General features: G+C 66.8%; 20 protein-coding genes and 1 tRNA gene. 8 read left to right on the top strand and 13 right to left on the bottom strand.

Features of this window, described 5'->3' with window-relative positions:
* The first annotated feature begins 46 nt into the window (after window positions 1–46).
* The 4 genes from BLW84_RS28730 (at window position 47) to BLW84_RS28745 (ending at window position 2624) form a co-directional block, all read left to right on the top strand.
* Window positions 47–1075: an adenosylhomocysteinase gene (locus tag BLW84_RS28730; RefSeq protein ID WP_218157503.1), complete on the top strand. Its 1029-nt coding sequence runs from the start codon at window positions 47–49 to the stop codon at window positions 1073–1075.
* 307 nt (window positions 1076–1382) lie between these two features.
* Window positions 1383–1676 carry a hypothetical protein gene (locus tag BLW84_RS28735; protein ID WP_093271434.1) on the top strand — a complete coding sequence of 98 codons (294 nt, stop codon included), beginning with the start codon at window positions 1383–1385 and terminating at the stop codon, window positions 1674–1676.
* Between the two features lie 455 nt (window positions 1677–2131).
* The gene (locus BLW84_RS28740) at window positions 2132–2338 is read left to right on the top strand and encodes a hypothetical protein (RefSeq protein ID WP_093271437.1); all 207 of its coding nucleotides are present in this window, start codon (window positions 2132–2134) and stop codon (window positions 2336–2338) included.
* A gap of 211 nt (window positions 2339–2549) precedes the next feature.
* A tRNA-Ile gene (locus BLW84_RS28745) sits at window positions 2550–2624 on the top strand.
* Between the two features lie 66 nt (window positions 2625–2690).
* On the opposite strand, the gene BLW84_RS28750 is transcribed toward BLW84_RS28745, so the two are convergent.
* The 13 genes from BLW84_RS28750 to BLW84_RS28815 form a co-directional block, all read right to left on the bottom strand.
* Window positions 2691–3851: a site-specific integrase gene (locus tag BLW84_RS28750; RefSeq protein WP_245761449.1), complete on the bottom strand. Its 1161-nt coding sequence runs from the start codon at window positions 3849–3851 to the stop codon at window positions 2691–2693.
* Window positions 3852–3870: 19 nt separating this feature from the next.
* Window positions 3871–4047, bottom strand: a complete 177-nt coding sequence (locus tag BLW84_RS28755) for a helix-turn-helix domain-containing protein (RefSeq protein ID WP_093271439.1) — start codon at window positions 4045–4047, stop codon at window positions 3871–3873.
* A 2-nt stretch (window positions 4048–4049) separates the two neighbouring features.
* Window positions 4050–5588 carry a replication initiator gene (locus BLW84_RS28760; RefSeq protein WP_093271442.1) on the bottom strand — a complete coding sequence of 513 codons (1539 nt, stop codon included), beginning with the start codon at window positions 5586–5588 and terminating at the stop codon, window positions 4050–4052.
* 113 nt (window positions 5589–5701) lie between these two features.
* Window positions 5702–6379: a DNA cytosine methyltransferase gene (locus BLW84_RS28765; RefSeq protein WP_093271445.1), complete on the bottom strand. Its 678-nt coding sequence runs from the start codon at window positions 6377–6379 to the stop codon at window positions 5702–5704.
* A 111-nt stretch (window positions 6380–6490) separates the two neighbouring features.
* Entirely contained in the window at window positions 6491–7399 is a 909-nt protein-coding gene (locus tag BLW84_RS28770) for a hypothetical protein (protein WP_093271447.1), read from the bottom strand.
* 9 nt (window positions 7400–7408) lie between these two features.
* Window positions 7409–7600, bottom strand: a complete 192-nt coding sequence (locus tag BLW84_RS28775; RefSeq protein ID WP_093271450.1) for a hypothetical protein — start codon at window positions 7598–7600, stop codon at window positions 7409–7411.
* Window positions 7601–7646: 46 nt separating this feature from the next.
* Window positions 7647–9050, bottom strand: a complete 1404-nt coding sequence (locus BLW84_RS28780) for a cell division protein FtsK (protein ID WP_177226744.1) — start codon at window positions 9048–9050, stop codon at window positions 7647–7649.
* 97 nt (window positions 9051–9147) lie between these two features.
* Window positions 9148–9336: a hypothetical protein gene (locus BLW84_RS28785; RefSeq protein WP_093271452.1), complete on the bottom strand. Its 189-nt coding sequence runs from the start codon at window positions 9334–9336 to the stop codon at window positions 9148–9150.
* Between the two features lie 2 nt (window positions 9337–9338).
* Window positions 9339–9605 carry a hypothetical protein gene (locus tag BLW84_RS28790; RefSeq protein ID WP_093271455.1) on the bottom strand — a complete coding sequence of 89 codons (267 nt, stop codon included), beginning with the start codon at window positions 9603–9605 and terminating at the stop codon, window positions 9339–9341.
* A gap of 13 nt (window positions 9606–9618) precedes the next feature.
* Window positions 9619–9768, bottom strand: a complete 150-nt coding sequence (locus BLW84_RS47775) for a hypothetical protein (RefSeq protein ID WP_177226745.1) — start codon at window positions 9766–9768, stop codon at window positions 9619–9621.
* 47 nt (window positions 9769–9815) lie between these two features.
* A complete protein-coding gene (locus BLW84_RS47780; protein WP_177226746.1) occupies window positions 9816–9992 on the bottom strand; it encodes a hypothetical protein in 177 nt (58 codons plus the stop codon).
* 260 nt (window positions 9993–10252) lie between these two features.
* On the bottom strand, window positions 10253–10636 hold the full coding sequence (locus tag BLW84_RS28805) for a hypothetical protein (protein WP_093271462.1): 384 nt from the start codon (window positions 10634–10636) through the stop codon (window positions 10253–10255).
* Window positions 10637–11243: 607 nt separating this feature from the next.
* Complete coding sequence (locus BLW84_RS28815) at window positions 11244–11600, bottom strand: hypothetical protein (RefSeq protein WP_093271467.1); 357 nt, start codon at window positions 11598–11600, stop codon at window positions 11244–11246.
* Window positions 11601–11741: 141 nt separating this feature from the next.
* Here BLW84_RS28815 and BLW84_RS28820 point away from each other — a divergent pair, with 141 nt between their 5' ends.
* From BLW84_RS28820 to BLW84_RS47785, 4 genes are all read left to right on the top strand, one after another.
* Window positions 11742–12587 (top strand): GntR family transcriptional regulator, encoded by an 846-nt coding sequence (locus BLW84_RS28820; RefSeq protein ID WP_093271470.1) that lies wholly within the window; start codon window positions 11742–11744, stop codon window positions 12585–12587.
* Complete coding sequence (locus BLW84_RS28825) at window positions 12584–13234, top strand: HAD family hydrolase (RefSeq protein WP_093271473.1); 651 nt, start codon at window positions 12584–12586, stop codon at window positions 13232–13234. The genes BLW84_RS28820 and BLW84_RS28825 overlap by 4 nt, the downstream gene beginning before the upstream one ends.
* 363 nt (window positions 13235–13597) lie before the next feature.
* Window positions 13598–13861 (top strand): GntR family transcriptional regulator, encoded by a 264-nt coding sequence (locus BLW84_RS28830; protein WP_093271476.1) that lies wholly within the window; start codon window positions 13598–13600, stop codon window positions 13859–13861.
* A gap of 25 nt (window positions 13862–13886) precedes the next feature.
* Complete coding sequence (locus BLW84_RS47785; RefSeq protein WP_177226747.1) at window positions 13887–14036, top strand: hypothetical protein; 150 nt, start codon at window positions 13887–13889, stop codon at window positions 14034–14036.
* Window positions 14037–14345 lie beyond the last annotated feature (309 nt).

The raw sequence follows: 14345 nt of genomic DNA on the forward strand, positions 1-14345 counted from the left end.
CGAACATGGTGCGCGCGCTGGTCGCGGGCGGCGCCGAGGTCGCGCTGTGCGGATCCAACCGGACGACGTCGCCGCCTCGATCCAGCGGGACATCGGCGCCGAGGTCTTCGCGGTGTACGGCGCCGATCGCGACACGTTCTACGGGCACGTCCAGGCGGTGCTCAAGACCCGTCCGACCATCGTCGTCGACGACGGCGCGGGCCTCACCACCACGATCCACAACGACCACGCCGAGCTCCTCACCGACGTGATCGGCGGCACCGAGGTGACGTCCACCGGCGTCCTCCGGATCAAGAACATGGCCGACGACGGCGCGCTGCGCTACCCGGTGTTCCCGACGAACGACGCGGCCACCAAGCACCTGTTCGACAACCGCTACGGCACCGGCCAGAACACGATCGACGGCATCCTGCGGGCGACCAACATGCTGCTCGCCGGCTCGACCTTCGTCGTCGTCGGCTACGGCTGGTGCGGTCGCGGCGTCGCGATGCGCGCCAGGGGCATGGGCGCCAACGTCATCGTGGTCGAGGTCGACCCGGTGCGGGCATTGGAGGCCGTGCTCGACGGCCTGACCGTGATGCCGATGTCGCGCGCCGCCGAGCACGGCGACATCTTCGTGACGGTCACCGGAAACCGGGACGTCGTCACGATCGAGCACATGCGCAAGATGAAGGACGGCGCGGTCGTCGCGAACTCCGGCCACTTCGACATCGAGATCGGCGTCGAGGACCTGCGCAAGGAGGCCGAGCAGGTCACCGAGCTCCGCCCGAACTGCGTCGAATACCGGCTCCCGGTGGGCAACCGGATACTGCTGCTGGCCGAGGGCCGGCTGGTCGGCCAGTCGGCGGCGGAGGCGCACCCGGCCGAGGTGATGGACATGACCTTCGCGACCCAGGCGCTGGCGCTCGAACACCTGGTGGCCAACGCGGCGTCGCTGCCCGCGGGCGTGCACGGCATCCCGAAGGACATCGAGAACCGCGTGGCGAAGGCGAAGCTGGACGCCTACGGCGTCGAGATCGAGGAGCTGTCCGACCAGCAGAAGCGGTACCTGACCGACTGGCGAGTCGGCACCTGATCGTCGCGTTCGGCAGCGGTCCCGCCCTGGTCGTCCCGACGGCCGGGGCGGGACCGTCCCGGCAACGCGCAGCGTGCTCCGGCGATCACGCGCGGGACCACATGGGGGTGTGGGCATGCGCGGCGACTCCAAGCCGCCGGCGAATCGCTTCGAGTACGACGCTTCCTCTCGTACAGCCACGGGGCCGACGGCAAGCTGGCCGCCGACGTGCGGGGCGCGATGCTGCGGATCGAAAGACCGTGGTGGAGGGTCCGCGGCAAGCTCCGCATCTTCCGCGGCACGACCTGCGGCGCTCGCGCCGCAGGTCGTGCCGGCCAACCCGAAGTCCGCGGAATCCGCGTGGGTCCAGCACGAGGTCCAGTTCTGGAAGGAGCAGGGCAGGGCGAAGTCGCTGCTGATCGTGCTCACCGACGGCGAGATCCGGCTGACCGCGAGCAGCGAGACCACGATCACGACGGCGATGCTGTGGAACGTGGGAGACCTGCCGGATGTCGTGGCCCGCGCCACCGAGCTGGCCTGCGCCGCAGCCGGTCCCGGCTTCACCGAGCAGGAGTGGAACGTGCGCGCGCCCGGTTTGCCCTACCGGCGCCTCTGCCCGTGACCGGCCTCTGTGGACGCACGCGGTCGGTGGCACCGGAGTTCACCCGACAAGGTAAGCTTTGAGCAGGAGCGCAACCGCGACGGCAGGTATTCGGCCGGTGACGGGTGCGAGCAGCGCATGAGCCGGGGAGAGTCCCGCGCCCGGATCTTCCGGTAGTGGGGCGGTTCCGCGTTCGTGTCACCTGTCCGAGCGAATTGGACGGCGGGTCGGATAACGATCCGGGATCGCCGCACGATCTCGTCCATGCCCGGCTCGCGGCGGTCGGTTGGAGCACGGATGATTTGTCCGAGCCCGTGAGCCGCGGGCCGGAAAGACCGACTGTGCTGGTTGATCCGCTCGATTGCTGACCGAAATGAACTCGTGATGCGTTGCGCGCAACGGAATCCCGTTGCGCTTCGTCTCTTGAGCAGTGGTCGTTCGTCCAAGGGGACTGACAGAGGACGGGGGAAGTCAGGATGTCCGCACCAGGTATCGGCAAGGAATCGCACATCTCGCTGCCGGATTTCGGCTCGGTGGCCAAGCTGCCGAAGCCGATCAAGGCGCTCGTCTACTTGATCATGCTGTCGGTGTTGACAGTGGCCGGGATCGGCGCGCTGATGGCCACGATCGCGGTCATCGGCCAGTTGACCGGAGCGTTCGACGTGTTCAGCTTCTTCGGCTGAGCAGCAGACCGACCGGGGCCGGCGCATCGCACGGGTGCGCCGGCCCCGTTTTCATTCGTCCGAAACCCCCGGTAGTCCACTCGGCGTAACGCCGTGCGCAGCGCATTCGACCGGTTCGACCAATCGATCCGTAGGCCGGTCGGCGGGTCCACCCGCCAGCTCGAACCCCCCGCGACCTCGCTACGATCGCCGGTATTGCGAAAGCAATCCTGGGGCAGTAGCTCAGCAGGTCAGAGCAGCGGACTCATAATCCGTCAGGTCGTGGGTTCAAGTCCCACCTGCCCCACAAAACACCTGGTGGAACAGGTGCGGGGAAAGGGCAGAGAGATCATCTCCACACTTTCCCCACACCTTATTCACCGAACCACTCAACCCGGCTCAGGGCGTCGGCCGCCTTGCGGCTCTTGACCCGGCGGCCCATGTAGACGTCCTGGGTTGTCGAGACCTTAGAGTGCCCCAGCTGGTCGGCGACCTCTCGCGCGGTCAGCCCAGCCTCATCGAGCACGGTCGCCACCGAGCGCCGGAACGTCCTGAACGTCACCCAGGGATATCCGGCGTCGCTCCGGAAGTCCCGCCAGCGGGCCAGGGTGTTGTGCTTGTCCCGATGGCCGCCCTTGCTGTTCGGAAAGAGCGGCCCCGAGATCTCATCCGGCTCGATGCCGAACCGCTCCGCCAGTCTGGCCCGACGCTCACGGAGCATGGCAACCAACCAGGTCGGGAGCGCAACAGCCCGGCCCGAGACCTCGGTCTTGCCGTCGTTGATCATCTGGCCTCTCCCCGTGGCTCTGATCAGGTTGCCAGCCCAATCCACGGTTCCAGCCTCAAGGTCCAGATGGTGCCAGTGCACTGCAAGGGCCTCACCGGTGCGGAAGCCGGTGCCTGCATACCAACGTACGAGGTCAGGAAGGTCGTACTTGATCGCCGACTCGCTCTCGTCAAGCTTCGTCAGAAGGTCTCGCATCTCGTCCGACTCGAGTGCGCGCGACGCCTTGCGACGACCTTCGAGCTGCCCCATGTCACGCACCGGGTTGCGCTGCATCGCCTTGTAGCGGACCGCCAGACCGCAGATTCCCGAGATGATGTTCCGGACAGTCCGCGCTGAGTCCACGCTCTTGTTCTTTCGCACCGACTGACACGTCTGGTCGATGCGGAACACTGTGATCTCCCGAAGGCGAAGCTCACCCAGGGCTGGGAGAACGTATGTGTTGAGCCGTCCTCGGTAGGTGTCCAACGAGGTCGGAGACCGTACGCCCTCCTCCACTGCCTCCTCAAACTCCTTGATCCACAGCTCGGCCGCTTCGCGGAACTTCGAATCAGGAGACAGTCCGGCGTGCTGCGCCGGGGTCAAGCGGTCCCGCAGCTCTTTCTTGAGCTTCTTCTCCGCCAGACTCTGCGTACGGCCTGATCGCTCCACCGGGCGTGTCACGCCGTCGTAGTCGCGATACTTCGTCATCGCACGCCAGCCCGTGGCGGTCTCGTAGAAACGGATTTTCCCGTACGTACCGACGTCCAACGGCGGCCGCGGCATTAGATCACCCCTCATCCAGGGACTCGAACCACCGCTCGACGTCGTCGGGCTTGTATCGGACGTACTTGCCGACCCGGCGGCCGGGCGGTCCGTAGCCGCGGGTGCGCCACTGGTAGAGCGTGCCGGCGGGGACGCCCAGGTAGGCCGAGACCTCGCCGATGCCCCACAGGTTGCGGATCATGGTCAGTCCTTCCTTTCTTTGGCGTGGCGGTGTTTGCGTTGTTCTCGCCGGCGTTCGGCGATGGCGGCGGCGAGTTCGCGTTCGGCGGGGGTGTGGTGGCCGACGCTGGTCATGGCCCAGTCGTTGATCACTGTGATCGTTTCGTCGTCGGTGATGCCGAGTTGGGCGAAGGTGTGTTCGTGCTGGTACTGGCGGCGGTCGTCGCGGATCTGCCGGAACGGCACCGAGTACTGCCGGGATTTGGTGAGGAAGTGGCCGCGGAAGCCGAGCATGTGTGCCCAGCGGCGGAGCCGGAGCGCATCCAGGGGGTCGGGCTTGTCGGTGCGCCCGGGGTGGAGGCGGTGGAGGCGGGTGGTGCGGGTGATCTCGCCGCCGTTGTCGCAGGTGTCGCAGTAGCGGGCCCGCTGGCGTTGCTGGCAGGCGCAGCCCTCGGCCTGGTGGGGGCCGTCGGGGTGGCAGTCCGGGCACGTCACCAGGGCCCCGAGGTCCCATGCGGTCTGGATGATCCGCCGGTGGTGCGCGCTGACCTGCAGGCGGTCGATGTCGGCCTGGCAGCGGATCCGGCGGTCCGCGGCCTGGGCGGTGCTGGTGCCTTTGGTGGCGTACTTGGCGATGTAGGAGGCGATCCGGTCATCGCTGATCACACCGCGGTCATCCTCCACTGCGGAGGCGTCGAGGGGGCGGATCGGGCGGATGTCGAGCTGGTCCCCGAATGCCAGCTCCCAGACGCGGCCGTCAACCTTCGGGGAGGTGATCACGGTGTTGGCGCGCGCGAGCCGGACCGCGTCGGTGAGCACGCCGACCGTGCCCCATCGCGGGGTCGGGTCGTTCGGTCCATCGGGGCCGTCGAGGCGGATGACGGCGTGGAAGTGGATCACGCCGCGGCGCTGGTATTCGGCGACCTTCGCGAACGACAACCGCGCGACCTCGCTGAAGGCGCTTTGGCGGAGGCCGGCGGCTTCGGCGAGGTGGCGCTTGAGGTAGGTGGTGAAGCGGTGCCAGAGCGCGCCGGCGTGGGCCTGCCACAGCACGTGCCCGCGGTAGTCGTAGGTGCCGGGGTCGATCGGCTGCCCGAGGCGGGGGTCGTCGGGGTGGTGGTACTCGCCGCACCGGCACGGGATGACCTTCCCGTTCGGGGTGGGGCGGTTGTGGACCGGACCGAAGGATGGGGCGGTGAGGGTCACGAACAGCCGCGGCTTGTCCGCGACCGTCACGGGGATGCCTTTGGTGCCGCCGGCGAGCCCGGCGTGGAGCAGGTGGTAGGCGTCGGCGGCGTAGCGGTCGGAGCAGGCGACGCAGACGCTTTCGCGGCGGTTGCCGCAGGGGACCATGACCTGTCCGGTGCGGTCGGCGAGCACCTTACCGGTGGCGGTGTCCTGGACAGCCCAGGAGCCGGAGAGCCGGATCGGGTGGGTGCAGCCGCCAAGCCGCTCGATGCTGGTGCGCCACTGCTGGAAGCCGGCGGCGCGGGCGCGGCGCTGCACGCCATCAGTGGTCAGGCGCCGGTAGTCGGTCGGGTTGATCAGGGCTCTCGGGGGCAATGGTGTCCACCTCCACACAAGAAAGCGGCGGGACACCAGTCCGGATCGATCGGCCCGGTGGTGTCCCGCCGAGCTGGATCGGTATGCGGTATTCGGTTGTGGAGCAAGAACTTTCAGGCGGCCGCGGTGGCCGGGGTGGTGGCCTCGGCCAGGAGGGCGGCGCCGATGTACTCGGTGAAGACCGGCGGGATGGCTTCGCGGAGGGTGTCGCGGGTCATCCAGTCGATGCCCATCGCGTCCCGGGCGGCCTGCACGCCGGAGAAGTTGCCGACAACGTGCATGAACTCCCCCGGCCGGGGCGGGCGGCCCATCTTCGTCAGTCGCGCCACGTGCTCGGGGTGCGCGGGTGCGGAGAGGGGGAAGTTTGTTTCGAACAACCGGTGCCGGTACACCTTGAGCTGCGGGAACATGGCGCCGCAGAGCATGACGGGGTTGTGCAGGGGCGCGCCTTCGACGTTCTCGATGACCCACGGCCGACCGGTCGCAATGAGCAGGTCGCGGGTGGGCGCGATGAGGTCGGGGTGATCGTTGCCGCGGATGCGCTGCGCGTTGGTGAACGCCTGGCACGGCGGGCTGGCGTGGATCGCGTCGAACTCGTGACCGTGCGCGGCGAGGAATTCCAGGGCGTCGGCCTGGTGGAACTCGAACGGGTAGCGGGGCTGCGGGGCGATGTCGACGCCGACGACGTCGAACCCGGCGCGGTGGTAGCCCATTCCGGCGCCGCCAGCACACGAGTACAGGTCCAGCAGACGCGGACGGCGACGAGGGAGGGGGCGGGCGAGGCTGGTCACGGTGGCACCTCCTGGGTGTGGGCCCGGCGGGGTGTTCCCGTGAGCCCGTGCCCCGCGGTACGCCCCGCCGAGCCGGTACGGATCAGTGATTCGGTTGTGTGGTAACGGTTTTCACGTCACGGCGTGGCCGTTGGTGGTGCTGCCGGCGACTTGTGCGGCGATGTCGTCCGGGAGCCGGACAACGGCTTGCACGTCGGCTGCGGTGAATTCCCGGCCCTCACGGAGTGCCTGGGTGCGGGCGTTGTCGATCGCCTGGATCATTTGCGGCGGCAGCTTCGGGCCCCGCTGGACTGTCTTCACTACCGCGGGCGGCTCCGGGGCCACGGGCTGTTCCGCTGTGGCCAGCGGTTCGGGCTTCGGTGCCGGGGTCGGTTCCGAGTCTGGTTTCGGGGTGGCCTCCGGTGTGGCCGGTGGTGCGGGTTCGGGGTCGGGTTGGTGGCGGTCGGCTTCGGCGTAGCCGTTGAGGATGGCTTGCCGGGCGCGGGCCTGGATGACCGGGATGACCTCGGCCAGCCCGTAGACGATCACCGGGATGATCGCGTGTACCAGCGCCGATCCGGGGTTGAACTCCGTCCAGTTGGTGACCAGCGGGACGAGTTGCGGGATCACGTTCATGAACAACGTGGCCGCCAGCAAGACCTGCTTGAGCCGGGTCCACCAGGCGTGTTCGAGGTCGATGCCGTGGGAGAGGATCAGGGCTTCGAAGTTCAGCAGCACGATCAGCAGCCCCGCGAACATCGGTTCTACGGTCCAGGCTGCCCACCAGATCGGATCGGCTGGGGTCGCATTGCCGGCGAGGAAGCGCTGGACGCCGGCAGTGGTGAACACCAGCCCGAGGGCGAGGAAGAACCACAGCCCGATCAGGGTGCGGCGGCGGTGGCGCTCGATCTCCACCGCCGTGAGGTCGGGGTTTCGGACCAGGCCGCGGAGGCGGGTCGCTTCCGCGATCTGGGCGCGGAGTTTGCCGACCCGCCGCGTCTCGCCCTCTGGCGCACCCTTCGGGCGTCGGCGCAAGCGCATGATCGGCTCCTATTCGCTGCTGGGGGTGAACAGGGCGTACAGGCCCCGCACGATCACGATCACCGCGATGCCGCCGGCGATGGCGTAACCGGGCCCGGCCAGCAGCCACACCAGCGCCAGAACACCGATGGTCAGCAGTAGCAGGATGAGGACGGTCTTGATCGCGGCACCGGTCAGTTCAACGTGGACAACGGGCTTCATCGGTTCGTTCCTTCCTAGTCGGTTTTCGGGTTGTATTGCTCGGTTTTCAGGCGGCTTCGGTTTCGTCGTCTTCGTCGTGGCCGCGGTGGAGGTGGACCACGTTGGACTCATCGACCGGGCCGGGGGTGCAGGTGCGGACGAGTTCGGTGATGTCGGCATCGGAGACGTAGCCGGCGCGCACGCGCACGGGGCGGCGGGAGTACTTGTCCACGCGGAACCCGATGCCGGCGTGCTCGTCGTCGGCGGGGATCTCATCGGCCAAGGCACCGCGTTGCCGCATGCCATCGCCGAGGACCATGTCGGGGTGGTTCTCGGCGGTGGTGCGCAGGCACACGCGGCGGGTGAACAGGTCCCGGACCGGGACGATGTCCTTGGTCGGTTCCTGCACGTAGGCGCAGACCCCGAACAACGGGCCACGGCCCTGGGTCATGACCTCGGCCATGAGCTTGATCGCGGCGCGGGTGATGCCCGACTCGCCGAGCGCGGTCATCATGGCCAGCTCGTCGATCATCAGCAGCCGCAGCGGCGTTTCCCGGCTCGGCGTGGCCTTCCGCAGCCCTTCCGAGGCGAGGTAGCGCTGGGTGGCCTTCATGTCGTCGCGGAAAGCTTCGATGACCTCCAGACCGGGCTTGGGTTCGTCGGCGTAGCGGTGGAAGAACTCGCGGTGAACCCCGGCCTCCATGCCGCCCTTGAGGTCCAGGAAATCCACCTGCACCAGACCGTCCCGGATCGCCGGCCCCATCGCCCGCAGCGGGTTCCAGAACAGCCCCGCCTTACCCGAGCCGGTCGCGCCGCACCCGAGTAGGTGGTTGCCGCCGATGAAGGGCTCGGTCCAGTCGTTGCCGTGCTCGTCCTCGCCCATGTACAGCGCCTCAAAGTCCACGTCGGCGGTGTCGGCGGGGATCTCGGCCGGGTCGACGATGTGCTCGAAGGGGTTCCCGCGGACCACGGTCAGCGCGATCACGCCGGGCTTGACCTTCGTGACCCCCAGCGCGTCGGCCCGCAGCGCCATCGCCAGCTCGTCCTGAGCGTCCTGGAACCGCTTCAGCGACTGGCCGCGGAGGATCTTGACATACAGGGTGTCGATCGACGGGGACGCCGAGCGGACCCGGATCAGCCGCGGCACCTCCACATGCCCGGTCCTGCGGTTCTCCCTGCCGAACTCGCAATCGATCATCACCCCACGCCAGCGTCTGCCGATGTAGCGCAGCCAGCGTTGCCGGAACGCCCGCAGCCACGGGGCGGCGTGGCGGTCGAAGGTGGCCGGGTGCCCGCGGTACCAGGACAGGCCCGCCGCACCCACGCCGGCCAGAACGCCCGCGGTGGTCACCGGGCCCAGTTCGGCCAGGCTCGCGCCCAGCAGCGGCGGCGTGGCGCTGATGCCGGGGTGGCGTGCCATCCAGCCGGCCGCGCGCCACTCGATTCCCTTGCGGCGAGACTCCTTGCCCATCACTGATCAACTCCAAACACCTTGCGGGACAAACAAAAAAAGGGGGGCTCGGCTACCGTCATTGGCAGCCGAGCCCCGGGGTTCGTGCGGTCGCGCCCTAGTCGTTCTTGATGTAGGGGGCGACGTCTTCCAGGTCGACCTTGTAGTTGGCCACCTGGCGTGCCAGCTCGTCGTGTTCCTTGCGGAAACCCGCCGTGCGGACCTGAAGGCCGGACATGGCGTCCCGGAGCTTGCTCATCGCCTTGTCGATGTCGCCGATCACGGCATCCACCCGAAACTTCCGCATGCTCAGACCCTCCATCCGTTGGCGACCAGCTGCTTTTCCCACTTCACCGTGGAGGCGTGCAGCGTGTTCAGCTGCTCCACCGCCTTGTAGTGAGCGCCCTCCACGTCGTCCTTGTCCGGCACCTGCCACCCGACCTCTTCGCGCGGCGGCTCGGTGATCTTCTCGTGGAGCTTCTTCGCCTCCTCCAAGATGATCCGGACCGCTTCCAGGGCGTTGTGCAGCTCCTGGTACTTGTCCTTCGCGCGGTTGTTCAGCGCCTGGATCTGCATTACTCACTTCCCTTCATTCGTTTTCACCGATTTCCTCAACCTGCAAAACCCGGTCGAGCTGGTAGTGCGCCCGCTGAAGCCCGTCCATCAGCGGCATCAGCTCGTTCCGGTCCGGGAAATCCAGCTCGGTCGCCGATGTGACGATCACGTTCTCGATGTCCATCAGGCGCCGCATCGATTCCCGGATGGAGTCGCGAGCTTCCTCATACGTCATCGCAGCCGCTTCTCCACTTCTTCGAGATGCCGTGTCGTCCAGCTCGCCACCTTGTCGATTTCGTCGAAAAGGTCATCGAGCGATTCTTCGATCCGCCACGACCACGGCAAACCCCGGGCCTGTTCGAGGCAGCCGAGATAGAACTTCAGTCCGTGGTCCAGATCGGACAACACCCGGCGGAGCTTCTCGTCCCGGGAATCGAAATTCTTCACCGGGGCAAGCCGGCAGTTGCGGCACGCAGGGTCGTCGGATCTTGGATTACAAAGCTCGGAGCACCCCTTCACCCTTTCTCTCCTTTCCCTTGCCTGGACCCCTCGTGTGGGGCGGTGCTCGTTCGGTGCTCACCTCACCTGCCAGCTGTGCGGGCAGTCCTGGCACTGCGCGGTCCCATCCGGTTCGACCCGGTAAAACCAGTGCTGACACCCCTGGCCGCTCATGCCGCCGACTTTCCCCGGCCGCGGGAACCCCACGCCTCCGGCTTGGACAGCGACTGCCACCGGTAGGCGGTCTGCTTGGACTTCCGCGGCACCAGCACCGACCGCGCCGGACCCGAGTAGCGGTCGTAACGCACGGTGTGCGTGCCGCCGACCTCCAGCCACTTCGCGTCGATCAACTGGTGCACGGCGGCGTCCACATCGGACGACGCCTTTTCCACCAGGTCGTCGGTGACCCGCCGGTACACGTCCTCACGGACGCCGACCACCACGAAACCGACCGAGGAAGCCTCCCGGAGAATCCGCTCCACCAACTCCATGTCGTTGACCGGCGGACGCGGAGCCTCCCGCGGCTTCAACGGCGCGATCGGATTACCGAACAAATCCGTTTCCTCGACCACAGCCGATCACCGCCCCGAACCCAGGCAGCCGGAACCGTGGAACCCGAAACCGTTCATCCTGACTCACTCCCATTCGCTTCGAATCGACTCCAACTCGTCCGCCGCGGTCTCCAATGCGGAGATGGCGAACTGAACCCGCCAATTCCGCGAACCCGCGCGACTCGCGGTCCTGCGACGAAATTCCTCCAGGTCCTCGCGAACCGACCTGACACCCTGAGCCATTGACCAGAGCTCATCCGACGCCTTGGGTCCACTCGGCTCAGTCATCGCCGAGCACATCGCCGCCGGTGTTCTCGCGGCAAAACTCGTCATGCGAGTGCCGGTAGAAACGGTGGCTCGCCGGGATATCGCACGCCGGGCAGTAGCACAGCACAACACATCACCTCTTCTTTGTTGGGAAACCATGAAGACCCCCGGCATGAGCAGGAATATTCCTTGCCGTCCCGATTCCGGGGGTCAACATGACTTCCCCGGCGCACAATTTCGCGCCGAAAAAGGCATGGCTCGGCCCACTATGTAATTGCCAAAGGGCAAACAGCCGGAAGGCTCAGAAATGCAAATCAGAGAAAGTCGAACGAATTGGCGGCGATCAGGCCGCCGGCGTCAGGCCGTTCGCGCGGAAGCTGATCCCCGAGGAGAACCGGCCGTTGCGCTCGTTCTGCCAGTGGCTCATCGTCGCGTCGACCAGCTGCACGTAGGTGCCCTCCTCGAAACCCTCGCCGGGGTCCGCGGTCAGGGTCACCTTGATCTCCTCGCCCTTCTCGGCGAACTCGCCCGGACCCGGGCGGCGCTTCGCGAACAGCGACACCACGAACTGGTTCACGCCCTGGCGGTCCGTGACCGGCTCGGCCACACCGTTCTCGTTCTCCCGCATCTTCATCGCCGGAGCCTCGGTGATCATCAGCTTGTAGCCGTTCATGTTCGCCGGGATGTTCTTCAGCGTCATCTCTGCCTCCGCTTGAGGTTCGAAGTTTCGAGTTGGCCAGCTTGGCTAGCCATGTACAGATTAAACCAGCTTGGCTAGCCATGTCAACAGGTTGGCCAACATGGCTAGTCAGATTGCTTCGTGCTGCGATAACCTGGGCAAATGACTGAACTGGACCCCGACGACCCGCGTCCGCCGTATCAACAGGTAGCGAACGCGCTCCGGGCGACGATCCTCACGAAGAAGCTCATGCCGGGCGACAAACTGGCCTCGCAGGCGGAGCTAGCGAAGCGCTACGGCGTCGCGCGTATGACCATTCAGCAAGCGCTGCGCATCCTTCGCGATGAAGGGCTTGTCGTCTCCCGTCAGGGCAGTGGCGTCTTCGTTCGGGAGCGCACGGAGCGCCCGGTTGGTCTCCGGCCTCACCTTGAACGGGCCTTCGAGCAGGCGGACGTCACGATCGACTTTGCTGGGTTCTCCGGCGAGACCCTGCACGGCGCGCTCACCGAGCCGCTCGACAAGATCCGCAGCGGTCGCGTGCGCCCCGAGTCGATCCGGGTTCGTCTGCTCGTGCCTGACACCGAAGTGCCCTGGACCCTGCCGGCCCGCGTCGGAGACATGAAGGACAGCCCAGCGTTTCGGAAGCGGGCCAGCGGGATCATGCAGCGTCACACCTTGGCGATCGTCGATACCGTCAACGAAATGGGCCGCCTCGGGCTCGTGGCCGACGCCAAGGCGGAACTCCGGGTGTATCCCGCGGTTCCGCTGTTCAAGCTCTACTTGATCAACAAGTCCGAAGCGTTCTTCGGCTACTACCCGGTGCGGGAACACGTCGTGCAGCTCGATGGCGAGGACACGCCGATCTGGGACCTCATGGGCAAAGACGCAACCCTGTTCCATCACGCCGCCGAGCCGAACGACGAATCGTTGAGCGCGCTGTTTATCGAGCAGTCCCAGATGTGGTTCGACAGCATCTGGTCAACCGTCGCCCGGGAAGTGCGCCGATGACCGGGCCGCCGGAGATCATCTCCAGCAGTGACGCAGTCCTGCTCGACTTCGACGGACCCGTCTGCGCCGTCTTCGGCGGCCTGGCGGATCACCAGGTGGCCGCCGAGCTGCGGGAACTATTCGAAGGTCGGCTACCAGACGCGGTTGATCGGAGTCGTGACCCGTTCGACGTCCTGAAGTACGCCGCTTCAGCTGGCGGTTTCGCCGCCACCGTTGAACATCGGCTCCGGGAGTTGGAAACGCGCGCAGTCGAGGTCGCCCCACCGACTCCAGGCGCGTTCGCTGTTCTGGAATCCCTTTCGCGCCGGCAGATCCCGGTCGTCATCGTGTCGAACAACTCCGAGGCCGCAGTCCGGGCCTACCTCGGAGCGCACGGCCTGACCAGCATGGTCGTCGGCGTTTCCGCTCGCACGAATGCGGATGTCGGCGAACTCAAACCGCAGCCATATCTTCTACTGCAGGCGGCGAGTTTTCTCGGCGTCGTGCCCGAGTGCTGCGTCATGATCGGCGACTCGATCAGCGACGTCGAAGCCGCACAACATGCTGGGGCCAAGTGCATCGCGTACGCGAACAAGCCCGGCAAGCGCGAGCAGTTCATGAAGTACCAGCCAGCGGGCATCATTGGCCAGATGACCGAGCTGATTTAGCCGCTGCCCGTTGCCTGAACGGCGTTGTCTGGCCACGCCAGGCGGCGCCGTTTTCGTCTCTCCGCCTCGCGATCAGCGGCCGGCGTGTGAGTCTTCGTGATCGTTGAGCGCCCGACGCTGACCAGTCGGGAACCGTCTTCCGCACGCGTAGCACGACCATGCCAACCGCGCGTGCCAGTCAGCCACGGTTTCACCGGGGCGACGTTCCATGTGCGTCTTCCAGGCCCGACGCTTCCATACGTCGAGCGCGGCCGCCTCCGTCGACTTCGCCATGCCGAGAGGATAAACCTATATGGACCTCTCTGTACCTATCTGAACGTAGAGGTTCATCCGTGCAGGTCACCGGGTATCCATCGTGATGCCATGTGGGAGGACAGGCGTGACCGGATCGACCACGACGGCCCCGCGACGCTGTGGGCGCAGGTGGCGGCAGACGTCGAAGCCGATATCGCCGCCGGCGACTTGACCGGAGGCTCACGCCTGCCGACCGAGCTCGAACTTGCCGAGATCTACGGCGTTGCTCGCGGCACCGTGCGGCGCGCCGTCGCAGACCTCGCCGACCGCGGCGTGATCGTCGTCGTGCACGGCCGCGGTACCTTTGTCGCGACCGGCGAACAACGCACCTAGCCGCGTTTCCTGGGAGATCCCCGCGGTGCACGTCGTGTGGGAATACCAGGACCGCGAGCGAGGCTACTGGTGGGACCCGATCGCCTCGATCAAGCTCGGCCCCACCCGCGAGGAGCGGCGTGAGGAGTTCCTCGCCGAGGAGCTGTGGCCCCCGACTGGCGATCACTCGAACTAGCGTTCTATCGTGAGTCTTGCCGGTGCAACGGGGAAGGCTGCGCCGATCACGCGGGCCGGTTGCCACACCCGAGGCGACGCGGCCCGCACATCTACCCGGTGGCCTCTAGAACACAACCCTCTACGCCGTTCTCGTCGGCGACACTGAACCCTAGCCACCCTTCGCGTCGATACCTTGGTGTTCAGAGTTTCTTTTCTTCATCAAGGGCGGCCCCTGCGGGGCCGCCTGCCTGCGGTTTCCGAGCCCGGCGCAGCGGGGCCCCGCCGGGGGCCCGCCTCCGGCACCCCGGCACCCCGCGCGCCGGCCAGA

Source organism: Saccharopolyspora shandongensis (assembly GCF_900106995.1).
Classification (GTDB): domain Bacteria; phylum Actinomycetota; class Actinomycetes; order Mycobacteriales; family Pseudonocardiaceae; genus Saccharopolyspora; species Saccharopolyspora shandongensis.